We start from the raw sequence: 12,018 nt of genomic DNA, 5'->3' as shown, positions 1-12,018 counted from the left end.
TTCGAACAAGTTCACAGAGTTACGGCGGTCATGGCGAGAGGGAAACGCCCGGTCTCATTCCGAACCCGGAAGCTAAGCCTCTCAGCGCCGATGGTACTGCCCTGGAGACGGGGTGGGAGAGTAGGACGCCGCCGGACAACTATTACCGAACGGGGGTCAGAGCCACGCGCTCTGACCCCCGTTCGCGTTGTCCGTTGTTCAGCACTCGTCGGCTCCGCCGAGTGTGCCGCTATTCGATGAGGTACCCCGAACATGACTACTCCGCGACGCGGTTCAGACGGCCCGCGCGGTTCCTCCGGCCGCGCACAGCCAGGATCCGGACGACCAGGGGCCCGCGCTCAGCGGCCCGCGGGTGCTTCGGGCCGGCCCGGCGTCGCTCGGAACGTTGCCGGTGGGCGGGGTCGTCCTGCTGAGGGTGACCGTCAGCCGCGGCCGCAGAGCGACAGGGATGCCCGGTACTTCGCCGAGCGAGGCAACGACAGGTCGGGCGCAGCACCGCGTCGTCCGTCGGCCGGCGGAGGATCAGCAGGTCAGCGGGGGCGCTCCGCCGACCGCACCTCCGTTGCCGGTGGGTCGTCACGTGACGATCGGAGCGGCTGGCAGGACCGTCGCCCTTCCAACGACCGACCTCAGCGTGACCGTCCGCAGGGCGATCGTTCCCAGGGTGGTGGCTGGCAGGACCGTCGCCCTTCCAACGACCGACCTCAGCGTGACCGTCCGCAGGGCGATCCTTCCCAGGGTGGTGGCTGGCAGGACCGTCGCCCTTCCAACGACCGACCTCAGCGTGACCGTCCGCAGGGCGATCGTTCCCAGGGTGGTGGCTGGCAGGACCGTCGTCCCTCCAGCGACCGGCCCCAGCGGGATCGCCCGCAGGGTGGTGGCTGGCAGGACCGTCGCCCGTCGGGTGACCGCCCGCAGCGTGATCGTCCCCAGGATGATCGCCCGCAGGGTGATCGCCCGCAGCGTGATCGTCCCCAGGGTGGGGGCTGGCAGGAGCGTCGCTCCTCGGGTGACCGGCCGCAGCGGGATCGTCCGCAGGGTGGTGGCTGGCAGGACCGTCGTCCCTCGGGTGATCGTCCCCAGGGTGACCGACCGCAGCGTGATCGCCCGCAGGGTCATCGTCCGCAGGGTGGGAGCTGGCAGGACCGTCGTCCCTCGGGTGACCGTCCGCAGCGGGATCGTCCGCAGGGTGGGAGCTGGCAGGACCGTCGTCCCTCGGGTGACCGGCCCCAGGGTGACCGACCGCAGCGTGATCGCCCGCAGGGTGATCGTCCCCAGGGTGGGAGTTGGCAGGACCGTCGCCCCTCGGGTGACCGGCCCCAGAATGGGAGCTGGCAGGAGCGTCGCCCCTCGGGTGACCGTCCGCAGCGGGATCGTCCGCAGGGTGGTGGCGGGCAGGACCGCCGTCCCTCCAGCGACCGACCGCAGCGTGATCGGCCGCAACGGGATCGTCCCCAGGGTGGGAGCTGGCAGGACCGTCGGCCCTCGAGTGATCGCCCGCAGGGTGATCGCCCGCAGCGCTCCGGCACCGGCGCGCCGGACTCCGGCGGTACGGGCAGCTGGCGTGACCGCCGCCCGGCGGACGAACGGCGCAGTGGTCCCGACCGGGGCCCGCGGACCGACGACCGGACGGACCGTCGTCCGCCACTTCCGCCCGGCCCGGAGATCCCGGAGTGGGCCGATCCGCGCGACCTCGACCCGGCCGTCCGCACGGCCCTGCGTGGGCTCGACTCTCGCGGTGTGGACAAGGTCGCGGGGCACCTGGTCGCCGCCGGCACGCTGATCGACGACGACCCGCACACTGCGCTGGCCCACGCGCGGGCGGCGCGTGACCGTGCGTCCCGTGTGGCCGTCGTGCGGGAGGCGGTCGGCGTCGCGGCGTATCACGCGGGCGACTACGCCGAGGCGGCGCGGGAGCTGCGCGCCTACCGTCGCATGAGCGGCGACCACGCCTACCGGGCCGTCCTCGCGGACTGCGAGCGCGCGCTCGGTCGGCCGGAGGTCGCCCTGCGCCTCGTCGCCGAGGCTCTGGCCGAGTCCCCGGACGAGGAGGAGCTGGCCGAGCTGCGGCTCGTCGAGGCCGGTGCACGCCGCGACCTCGGTGAGGACGCCGCAGCCCGGCTGGTGCTCGAAGCCGGGCTCGGCGGGCGCCCCACGCCCGACTCGCTGGTGGAGGGGGACGAGATCCGACTCCGCTTCGCGGCGGCCTACGCCGACCTGTTGCACGCACAGGGCGAGCACGCGCTGGCGCAGGAATGGCACGACGCCGTCACCGCCCTGGACGCCGAGGCGCTGGCCGACTCGGTCGAGTTCACCGAGATCGAGGAGGCCGACGAGGACGAGGACGCGGTGCCTGAGGACGAGGACGCGGTGCCTGAGGACGAGGACGCGGTGCCCGACGACGGGGACGAGGAGCTCGACGACGCGGAGTCGCTCGAGGCTGCGATCGAGGCGGAATTCGAGAGCTCCGACTCGGAGGAGCCGGACGTCCACGGCGCCGACTTCCCGACCGCGGGGCGCTCCTTCCAGGACGAGGTCGAGGCCGAGGTGGCCGAACTGCTCGGCGAGACCGACGCGGGCACCGGGGACGCTGCGCCGTCCGAGGACGACGGACCGGCGGGCGACGGTCCGAAGGGCACGACCCCCTGACACCGGGGCGGTAGCCCGTCCACACCTACCACCTGGTTCCACAGATGACGGCCGCCCCTGTGTCGGGGGCGGTCGTCGCACCAGGCTCGGTCCATGAGCGTGGCTGTGATCGACCGGAACGACGTGGTGCTACGGGGACGGCTGTCCGCACCGGCAGAGAGCCGCACTCTGCCCAGCGGGGACACCTTGGTGAGCTTCCGGCTGGTGGTGCGCCGGCCCGAACCCAGGGCCCGCGGTCAGTCGGTCGACGTGCTCAGCTGCATCACCTATGACCGGTCGCTGCAGCGGCGCGTGGCGGCCTGGCAGCCGGGGGACGTCGTGGAGATCGAGGGAGCCCTGCAGCGGAGGTTCTGGCGCACCGGGTCGGGCACGGCGTCGGTGTGCGAGGTGAACTGCCGGCGGGGGCGCAAGGTGCCGCGCGCCGGCGCCTCGGCCACCGAGCGCACCGCGTGAAGAGGTCAGTCCGCCAGCGGGCGCAGGACCAGCCCGGTCCGGGGCTTGGGGACGAACAGCGTCGACTTCCGGGGCATCCGGGCTCCCGCCCGGGCGACGGCGGCGACGTCAGCCGGCGACGGGGGGCGGAGCAGCAGCGCGACCCCGGCGCGCTCGGTCGCGGTCCGCAGCGCCTCCTCGACGGTGTGGGCGATGAGCACACTGTCGGGTCGGTCCGGCCGGCCCCACAGCCCCTCGATCAGTCCCCGGTGGGCCAGGACGACGTCGAGACGGCGCCAGGCATCGGGTGCCTCCGAGGGCACCCGGGCGCGGACCGAGGGCGCCGGGTCGTCCAGGTGGAGCAACCGTCGGCCGTCGCTGATCAGGTAGCCGGAGCCTTTCGGGCGGCTCGACCAGGTGCGGACCGCATCGATGAGCGCCGCCTCGTCGGACGGGCCGGCGGGCACGGGGACGCCGGAGACGGCGAAGCCGCGCGCCGCGGCCGCGGCGGCGTCGTCCAGATCGAGGTCCGGCAGCACCCGGTGGATCGCGGCCACGCGCAGGCCGCCGGGGCCCATCGGCGTCACGAGCGCCAGCACGGCGTCGCAGCCGGTGCAGCCGGGGTCGATGCGCTGGTGGGCCCGCGCGGCGGCGAACCGGTGATGGCCGTCGGCGATCACGGCCCCGGTGCGCCGGAGTGCGTCGGCGAGCCCGGTGATGACCGGCGGCTCGGTCACCCGCCAGAGCCGGTGGCGGACGCCGTCGTCGTCGAGGAGCTCCAACGTCGGTGCGGCCTGGAGGGCGTGGTCGGTGAGCGCGGCCACGTCGGGGTCCACGTCGTGGGCCAGGACGATCGGTTCGAGGTCGGTACGGGTCGCCGCCAGCAGTGCCCGGCGCCCCTCGACGGCCTCGGGGAACGTGTCCTCGTGGGGCAGCACGGCGGACGAACCAGGTGCGGGGATGCTGACCGCTGCCAGCCACCCCGCGGTGGCCGCCTCGCCGTCCGGTGGTTGCAGCTCGTAGGCCCAGACGGCCGGCGCCTCGTCCCGTACCAGGATCCCCTCGTCCTGCCAGGCCCGGAGGGTCTGGGCGGCCTGGGTGGCCCAGGACGGCGGGGCGCCGGCGGCGGCCGGCGGCGCGGCCCCACCCGGGGCGTCGCCCTGCGGCAGGATGAGGCGCACGATGTTGTGCGGATCGGAGCCCGCGAGGCGCTCCCGCCCGTCCGTGGTCACCAGGTCGTAGGCCGGCGAGCTCACGCGGGCCAGGTGCGCCGGATCGGGCGACGCATAGGTGAGGGCGCGGAAGGGCCGCACCTCCAGACCTGTCGCATGATCGGACGGGCGGCGGTCCGCCGGCGACGAGGGCACGACCAGATCGTAGGAGCGTCGCGGTGCCACGCCGTCGGCGCGATGGGATGACCAGCAGCAGGAGGACACCGATGACCGGCACCCCATCCCTGGCGGCGGGGTCGGGCGGACCGCTGGCCGGCCAGCACGACGTGGCGCTGCTTGACCTGGACGGTGTCGTGTACGTCGGGCCCGACGCGGTTCCGGGCGTTCCGCAGGCCCTGGGCGACGTGCGGCGGTCGGGCATGCGCCTGGGCTACGTCACCAACAACGCCGCCCGCACCCCGGAGGAGGTCGCCGCGCACCTGACCGAGCTGGGCGTCCCTGCCGATCCCGCCGACGTCATCACCAGCTCGCAGGCCGCGGCCACCGTCGTCGCAGGACTCCTGGGCCCGGGCGCCCGCGTTCTCCCGGTCGGTGGCCCCGGTGTCGCGACGGCGCTGCGGGCAGCCGGCCTCACCGTCGTCGAGCGGGCCGAGGACCGCCCGGACGCCGTCGTCCAGGGCTACGGCCGGGAGGTCGGCTGGGCGCAGCTCGCCGAGGCCGTCGTCGCGGTGCGCAACGGGGCCCGGCACGTCGCCACCAACACCGACGCCACCATCCCCTCCCCTCGCGGACCGTTGCCGGGGAACGGCGCGATGGTGCAGGTGGTGAGCGCGGTGACCGGCCGGGAGCCGCTCGTCACCGGCAAACCGGATCCGGCGATGCATGCCGAGTGCGTGCGCCGGACGGGTGCGCGCCGGCCGCTGGTGGTCGGCGACCGGCTCGACACGGACATCGAGGGCGCCCGGCGGGCGGACGCGGCCAGCCTGCTGGTGCTGTCCGGGGTCACCGATCCCGGACAGCTGTTGGCCGCCGTCCCCGAACACCGGCCCGACCACCTGGCGCACGACGCGTCCGGCCTGCTCGCGGTCCACCCGGCGGTCGTCGGCACCCCGACGGGATGGCGGTGCGGCGCCTGGGAGGCCCGGCCGGCGGAGGCCGGTGCCCTGCGCCTGGGGCAGCTGGCGGACGGCGAGCGGCCGGCCGGGGACGGGGCGTCCGACGGCCTCGACGGGCTCCGGGCGCTGTGCGTGGCCCACTGGACCCACCACCCCGATGACGGGGCGGCAGCCCGAGTGGTGGCCGGCGACGCCCCCGCCAGGGCAGTCCTCGACGGCTGGTGGCTGGGAACGGGCTAGCCGGAGCCGATGGTCAGAGCAGCTTGCGCAGCCGGAGCATGTCCCGCAGCCCGGCCTCGAGCTTGACGCGCCCGGCCGCCCAGGCTGACGCGAAGGACAGGTCGCCGCCGGTCAGGGCCACGAGGTCGTCGCTGGTCATCGTCAGGCGGATGTCGGCGCGGGGGACCTCCGGGCCGTCCGGCAGCACCTCCAGGTCATGGACCGCGCCGGCGCTCAGCCGGCCCATCACCACCTGGTCCAGGTCGGTCAGCCGGCAGGACAGGCTGCGATCCAGCCCGGCGGCGGCCGGGTTGGACGCCAGGTCGCCGAGGATGCCCCGGAGGGCGGTGAGGCACTGATCGATCGTGGCCACGCGGGCGCTCTCCTGCCGACGTCGGGACGTACCGGGCGCCAGACGGTAACGCCTGCCCTCCGTCGCGCCGGTGCCCCGTCATCGGTGACCGGTAACCTCGGCGGCGCACCGGAGAGGCGCAGAACCGGCACCACCGGCGCGCGAGGGTCCGCGTTCGACGATCGCCGCACCACCACCCAGCACGCGAGAGGCGGGAACGATGACCGAACCGCACCCGCAGCGACCCGTGCCGGGCCCGCCGCGCCACACGCCGGGCCCGGACGGCTCCCCGGAGTCCGCCCGGCCGATCGCCTCCGGTGAGCACGCGGCTTCCGCTGCGGAGGACCCGTTCGCCGATCTCGACCAGCGCCCTGTCGCCGAGCACGTGGCCGTCTACGAGGCCGAGCACGGCCGGCTCCAGCGCGAGCTCGGCACGATCGACCAGCTCTGATGACCCGCCGCAGGCTCGACGCCGAGCTGGTGCGCCGGGGCCTGGCCCGGTCCCGCGAGCACGCGGTCGCCCTGATCGCCGAGGGCCGGGTCGCCGTCTCCGGACGCGCCGCGACCAAGCCGGCCACCGGCGTCGACGCCGGTGACCCGGTCGTCGTCCGCACCGACCCGGAGCAGCCGAGCTGGGTCTCCCGCGGGGCGCACAAACTGCTCGGCGCCCTGGAGGCGTTCCCCGTCGCGGTCGAGGGCCGCCGGGCGCTGGATGCCGGCGCCTCCACCGGTGGCTTCACGGAAGTGCTGCTGCGGCGCGGCGCGGCGGGGGTGGTGGCCGTCGACGTGGGCTACGGCGAGCTCGCCTGGTCCCTGCGCACCGACGACCGGGTGAGCGTCCACGAGCGCACCAACGTCCGTTCGCTCACCCCCGAGGCGATCGGCGGGCCGGTCGACCTGGTCGTGGCCGACCTGTCGTTCATCTCGCTGCGGCTGGTGCTGCCGGCGCTCACCGGCTGCGCGTCCCCGGAGGCGGATCTGCTGCCGATGGTGAAGCCTCAGTTCGAGGTGGGCCGCGAGCGGCTCGGCGCCGGTGGGGTCGTGCGCGATCCCGAGCACCGGGTGCAGTCGGTCCTGCAGGTCGCGACCGCCGCGGCGGCGCTGGGGTGGGGGACCGCCGGCGTGGTGGCCAGCCCGTTGCCGGGCCCCGCCGGGAACGTGGAGTTCTTCCTGTGGCTGCGCCGGAACGCGGCGCCGGTGCAGGAGGACGACGTCCGACGAGCAGTCCAGGAGGGACCGCAGTGAGTCCGACCACGGAGGGCGTGCCCGCCTCTCAGCCACGGCGCGTGCTGCTGACCGTGCACACCGGCCGGCGGGACATCGTCGCGCTGGCCCGCAGCTCGGCGGCGCGGTTGCAGGACGGCGGCATCGTCGTGCGCCTGCTCGAGGACGAGGCCCGGGACCTGGACATCCCCGGCGCCGAACTGGTGCCGGCCGACGCGGAGGCCGCTCTGGACACCGAGATCGTCATGGTCTTCGGCGGCGACGGCACGTTCCTGCGCGCCGCGGAGCTGGCCCGGTACACCGATGCCGCGCTCATGGGCGTCAACCTCGGCCGGGTCGGCTTCCTCGCCGAGACCGAACCGGAGGCCGTCGAGGAGACGCTGCAGGCCATCGAGCGGTGCGAGTACTCGGTCGAGGAGCGGCTCGCCATCGAGGTCGACGTCGTCGACGCCGGCGGAACGGTGACCGGCGGGACCTGGGCGCTCAACGAGGTGTCGATCGAGAAGGCCGAGCGCTCGCGGGTGCTGGACGTCGTCATCTCCATCGACGGCCGGCCGCTGACCAGCTTCGGCTGCGACGGCGTCCTCTGCGCCACGCCCACCGGCTCGACCGCGTACGCCTTCTCCGCCGGTGGCCCGGTGGTCTGGCCCGAGGTCGACGCGTTGCTCCTGGTGCCGACCAACGCCCACGCGCTGTTCGCGCGGCCCCTGGTCACCTCGCCGTCCTCGGTGCTCACCGTCTCCGTGCCCGCCGACGGCAACCGGGCCCGCGTCTCGGCGGACGGACGCCGGATGGTCGACGTCCCCGACGGTGGGCGCGTCGACGTCCGCAAGGCCTCCCGCCCGGTGCGGATCGCCCGCGTCCACGCCGCCACCTTCGGCGACCGCCTGGTGGCCAAGTTCGGGTTGCCGGTGCGCGGCTTCCGTGATGCCCGCCACGCCGGGCCCGGCCACGAGCTGAGCACCCGCCGGAACGTCCTCACCCGTGACGTCGTCACGGGGGACGGCGACCTCGCCGCCGGAGGGGAGGCGGCCGGTGCCGGTGCGCGCGACGACGCCTGACGAAGGACCCTCCTGCCCCCCACCCCTCGCTCACGCTCGGGGCGGGACCCTGCAGGAGGGCCGTTCCAGCACGTCACCCGGGCGGCTGACGGAGCTGCGGATCCGCGGGCTCGGGGCGATCGACGACGTCACCCTCGAATTCGGCCCCGGCCTGACCGTCGTCACCGGTGAGACCGGCGCCGGCAAGACGATGGTCGTGACCGGGCTGACCCTGCTCTTCGGCGGACGAGCCGACCCGGGGCGCGTCCGGGCGAACGGGCGGGCCGGGGTCGAGGGCCGGCTGGCCCTGCCACCCGACTCCCCGGTGTGGCAGCGGGCGGCTGACGCAGGAGCCGACCCCGACGACGACGGCAGCCTCATCCTGGCCCGCACCGTGAGCGCCGAGGGCCGGTCCCGGGCGTTCCTCGGCGGGCGCAGCGTGCCCGTCGGCGTGGTCGCCGAGCTGGCCGACAGCCTGCTCGCCGTGCACGGGCAGACCGACCAGCTGCGGCTCTCCCGCCCGGCCGAGCAACGCCGGGCACTGGACCGCTACGCCGGACCCGCGCACCTCGCGCTCCTGGACCGCTACCGCGCGGCCCACGAGCGCTGGCGGGCGGCGGCCGCCGAGCTCGACCGCCGCCGCACCCAGGCGCGCGAGCTGGCCCAGGCCGCCGACGTGCTCCGGCACGGCCTCGAGGAGATCGAGGCCGCCGCACCGGAGCCGGGGGAGGACGAGGCCCTCGCCACCCAGGTGAAGCGGCTCAGCGACGCCGACGCACTGCGTGAGGCGGCCGACGAGGCGCGCATGGCCCTGGTCGGCGACGTGACCGGCGATCTCGGCGGGGGAGAGGCGCCGCAGGACGCCACGGCCGCCTTGTCCATCGCCGAGCGCGCGCTCGCCGCGTCCGACGACCCGACCCTGGTGCTGCTCGCCCAGGACCTCGCGGACGCCGTGGCCGTCGTGTCCGACGTCTCCGCCCAGCTCGCCGGCTACGTCGCCGATCTCGACGCCGACCCCGCGCGCCTGGCCGAGGTGATGGATCGACGCGCGCTGCTCACCGCCCTCGTGCGCAAGTACGCGGCGCCGGGTGAGGGCGTGGCCGGGGTGCTGGCGTGGGCGGAGGACGCCCAGCGGCGGCTGTCCCAGCTCGACGTCTCCGACGAGGCACTGCACTCGCTCGCCGCCGAGCGGGACGCGGCACGGGCCGAGGTCGACGCGCTGGGCGCCGAGATCTCCGCCGGCCGGCGGTCGGCCGCCGAGGGGTTCGCCGCCGAGGTGGGACGGGAGCTCGCCGGACTGGCCATGAAGAGCGCCCGCGTCTCCTTCGCCGTCGACAGCGACCCGGACGAGCCCGGCCCCGACGGTCTGGACCAGGTCGCGCTGCTGCTGGCCGCGCACCCGGGCGCGCCCGCCCGCCCGGTGCAGAAGGGTGCCTCCGGCGGTGAGCTCTCCCGCGTCATGCTCGCCATCGAGGTGGTCTTCGCCGGTGCCGATCCCGTCCCGGTCATGGTGTTCGACGAGGTCGACGCCGGCGTCGGTGGACAGGCCGCGGGGGAGATCGGCCGGCGGCTGGCCCGGCTGGCCCGTCAGCACCAGGTCGTCGTCGTCACCCACCTGGCGCAGGTGGCCGCCTTCGCCGACACCCACCTCGTCGTCGACAAGTCCCCGGACACCGGGGCCGGGGTCACCGCCACCGACATCCGCGCGGTCGACGGCGACGACCGGGTGCGCGAGCTCGCCCGGATGCTCTCCGGCCTGGCCGACAGCGACACCGGTCGGGCCCACGCCCGGGAACTGCTCGCGGTCGCCGCGGAGGCACGTGGGTGAACGGTGCGTGCCCGGTCGGGTGATTCGGGCGTGCACGACCGAACGGCGGGGTAGGACCATTCGGTGACCTGCTTCTCCTCGGCCGACGAATCGGCGCACTACGGGTTCTCCGTCTGCATGCTGCTCGCGCAGTACCGCGCCCAGCTCGGCTGGGAGCGCGACGGTGTCGTCGAGCTGGGAAGCGGTGACGCCACCGCCATCTCCGACGTCGTGGCCAGCCTGCCCGGGCTCCGGGTGCGCGGCTTCGACATCAGCGCGCCGTCGGTCGAGAAGGCACGCGCGAACATCACCGCCCGCGGGGTGGCCGACCGGTACACCGTCGAGCTCGGCGACTTCTTCGACCAGGCCGATGCCTCCGGCGGGCCGCAGATCGCCGCGGTGATCTCCAACCCGCCCTACATCCCTGCGCCCGACCGCGACATCCTCATGCCCGAGCTCTGGGGCGGCGTGTACGGCAACGACCTGGTCCTGCAGCTGCTCAAGGCCGGCTACGACAACGTCATCGCCGCCGTCGCCAGCTACTCCGACCCGGTGACCACCGTGCGCACCGCCGAGGACGCCGGCTACCGGGTGGCGAACTTCCTGGCGATGGGGCTGGACTACGGCGCCTACAGCAGCGAGCCGAAGGTCCGCGACCACGTCCGCCGGCTCTGCGCCGAGGGCCGTGGCTGGGCCGGGGACGACGAATACATGGTCGCGGTCGCGCTGTTCACCCGGAACCCCGACGTCCCCGGCGACCGCGCCGACCAGCTGCTGAACTCACTCCAGATCACTCCGTGATCTGAGGATCCTTCCGTGATCCTCCGGATCACACCGCGGCCACGAGCCGTCCCCGACCTGCGCTGAGCCGGTCCCGGCACTCCTCGGGAAACCCTCCGGGTCCCCGCTCGTCGGGCCGCCTCGCAGGGCGGCTCCAGTCACCGCCGAGGGGGACCCTCCGGGTCCGCCCTCGGCGGGTGACTACCTCCGCTTGGCGTAGCCGGCGAGGCCGAACTGGAGGAGCGCCAGCCCGCGGCGGCCCTGGCGGCGCAGCTCACCGGAGAGCTCCGGTCCCGTCACCCCGGCGAGCACCCGGTCGCGCGCCAGTTCGAGCAGCGAGGCGTAGAGGCCCAGGACGGCGTGTGCCGCGAGCCACGGCTCGACCTGCCCCGGCCACGCGCGCGTCTCCTCGGCGATCAGCCCGGCCAGCGAGTCGGTCAGCTCGCCGAGGATCTCCCGCTCCCGGACCTGCAGCGTGCGGCTGCCGCGGATGACCCGGGCCATGCGGGCCACGCCCTCGGCCGCTTCCGGCGCCCCGAGCAGACCGACGGCGGCGACGACGAAGCTCCCCGCCGCAGCGGACACCGACTCGCCGGACGGACGCTTGCGCACCGCGTCGAGCAGGGCTTCGCGCATCGGCGGGTCGGCGTCGAAGACCAGCCCCTCCTTCATCGGGAAGTGGTTGAAGACGGTCTTCTCCACGACTCCGGCGCGCTTGGCGATCTCGACCACGCTGACCGCGTCGAAGCCCCGGTCGGCGAACAGGTCGGCGGCGGCGTCGACGATCCGCGCCCGTGTCTCCTGGTAACGCTGCTCACGCCGGCCGGGTGCGCGAGCGGCGCGGCGCGCGGCGTCGGCGTCGTCCTCGACGGCCGGTGCAGCCGTACGCGCGGCGTCCCCACCCGGCGAGGCGGGTCCGGTCGCCGCCGGTGCGGTCGACTCCCGCTCGGCGGGCAGGCCGTCCGGCGGGGGTGCGGTCGGGAACGCCCTGATCAGCGGCGAGGGGACCGAGGGGACGGGTTCGGCCGCCGGTGCCGTCGGCACGGGGGGAAGAGGATCGGTACGGGGTACTGCGCGGGCCACTCCAGTCACATGCGCAACGCTAGTCACGAGTGCGTAACGATCGAGCGCCGACGCGATCGGCACCGGCACTGGCGTGTCGCGCCGCCCTGGTGTCGTGCACTCTGCGTGACTGTCAGGTCGCAGGCGCGCGTCGGAGGATCGACGG

Annotated in this window: 12 protein-coding genes and 1 rRNA gene; 9 read left to right on the top strand and 4 right to left on the bottom strand. The window is 74.9% G+C overall.

What is annotated here, in order from left to right; all coding sequences use genetic code 11:
* Positions 1-20 precede the first annotated feature (20 nt).
* Positions 21-137, top strand: a 5S ribosomal RNA gene (gene rrf / locus RM425_RS14710).
* Positions 138-576: 439 nt separating this feature from the next.
* Here rrf and RM425_RS14705 read toward each other — a convergent pair.
* Positions 577-1,443: a hypothetical protein gene (locus RM425_RS14705; protein ID WP_311345967.1), complete on the bottom strand. Its 867-nt coding sequence runs from the start codon at positions 1,441-1,443 to the stop codon at positions 577-579.
* A gap of 297 nt (positions 1,444-1,740) precedes the next feature.
* Between RM425_RS14705 and RM425_RS14700 the strand changes: the two genes are divergently transcribed.
* Together RM425_RS14700 and RM425_RS14695 are read left to right on the top strand one after the other, a co-directional pair.
* Positions 1,741-2,649 (top strand): tetratricopeptide repeat protein, encoded by a 909-nt coding sequence (locus RM425_RS14700; RefSeq protein ID WP_311345966.1) that lies wholly within the window; start codon positions 1,741-1,743, stop codon positions 2,647-2,649.
* Positions 2,650-2,742: 93 nt separating this feature from the next.
* A complete protein-coding gene (locus RM425_RS14695; protein WP_311345965.1) occupies positions 2,743-3,102 on the top strand; it encodes a single-stranded DNA-binding protein in 360 nt (119 codons plus the stop codon).
* A gap of 5 nt (positions 3,103-3,107) precedes the next feature.
* On the opposite strand, the gene RM425_RS14690 is transcribed toward RM425_RS14695, so the two are convergent.
* A complete protein-coding gene (locus tag RM425_RS14690; protein WP_311345964.1) occupies positions 3,108-4,448 on the bottom strand; it encodes a DUF1015 domain-containing protein in 1,341 nt (446 codons plus the stop codon).
* Between the two features lie 71 nt (positions 4,449-4,519).
* On the opposite strand from RM425_RS14690, the gene RM425_RS14685 reads away from it, so the two are divergent.
* Complete coding sequence (locus tag RM425_RS14685; RefSeq protein WP_311345963.1) at positions 4,520-5,608, top strand: HAD-IIA family hydrolase; 1,089 nt, start codon at positions 4,520-4,522, stop codon at positions 5,606-5,608.
* A gap of 13 nt (positions 5,609-5,621) precedes the next feature.
* Here the strand turns inward: RM425_RS14685 and RM425_RS14680 are convergent, their stop codons facing one another.
* Complete coding sequence (locus RM425_RS14680) at positions 5,622-5,960, bottom strand: alkyl sulfatase C-terminal domain-containing protein (protein WP_311345962.1); 339 nt, start codon at positions 5,958-5,960, stop codon at positions 5,622-5,624.
* A 199-nt stretch (positions 5,961-6,159) separates the two neighbouring features.
* Between RM425_RS14680 and RM425_RS14675 the strand changes: the two genes are divergently transcribed.
* The 5 genes from RM425_RS14675 (at position 6,160) to RM425_RS14655 (ending at position 10,811) form a co-directional block, all read left to right on the top strand.
* Positions 6,160-6,390: a hypothetical protein gene (locus tag RM425_RS14675; protein WP_311345961.1), complete on the top strand. Its 231-nt coding sequence runs from the start codon at positions 6,160-6,162 to the stop codon at positions 6,388-6,390.
* Positions 6,390-7,184 (top strand): TlyA family RNA methyltransferase, encoded by a 795-nt coding sequence (locus tag RM425_RS14670; protein ID WP_311345960.1) that lies wholly within the window; start codon positions 6,390-6,392, stop codon positions 7,182-7,184. Before RM425_RS14675 ends, RM425_RS14670 begins: the two co-directional genes overlap by 1 nt.
* Positions 7,181-8,224, top strand: coding sequence for an NAD kinase (locus tag RM425_RS14665; protein ID WP_311345959.1), 1,044 nt, complete (start codon positions 7,181-7,183; stop codon positions 8,222-8,224). Before RM425_RS14670 ends, RM425_RS14665 begins: the two co-directional genes overlap by 4 nt.
* Positions 8,199-10,031 carry a DNA repair protein RecN gene (recN, locus tag RM425_RS14660; protein ID WP_311345958.1) on the top strand — a complete coding sequence of 611 codons (1,833 nt, stop codon included), beginning with the start codon at positions 8,199-8,201 and terminating at the stop codon, positions 10,029-10,031. The genes RM425_RS14665 and recN overlap by 26 nt, the downstream gene beginning before the upstream one ends.
* Before the next feature lie 63 nt (positions 10,032-10,094).
* Complete coding sequence (locus RM425_RS14655) at positions 10,095-10,811, top strand: class I SAM-dependent methyltransferase (protein WP_311345957.1); 717 nt, start codon at positions 10,095-10,097, stop codon at positions 10,809-10,811.
* A 180-nt stretch (positions 10,812-10,991) separates the two neighbouring features.
* Here the strand turns inward: RM425_RS14655 and RM425_RS14650 are convergent, their stop codons facing one another.
* Positions 10,992-11,834: a TetR/AcrR family transcriptional regulator gene (locus tag RM425_RS14650; protein ID WP_311345956.1), complete on the bottom strand. Its 843-nt coding sequence runs from the start codon at positions 11,832-11,834 to the stop codon at positions 10,992-10,994.
* Between the last annotated feature and the right edge of the window lie 184 nt (positions 11,835-12,018).

The sequence above is a fragment of the Blastococcus goldschmidtiae genome (assembly GCF_031845325.1).
GTDB classification, from domain to species: Bacteria; Actinomycetota; Actinomycetes; order Mycobacteriales; family Geodermatophilaceae; genus Blastococcus; species Blastococcus goldschmidtiae.
Note: the sequence above shows the minus strand (reverse complement) of the source record. Positions and strands in the feature narration are given on the sequence as shown.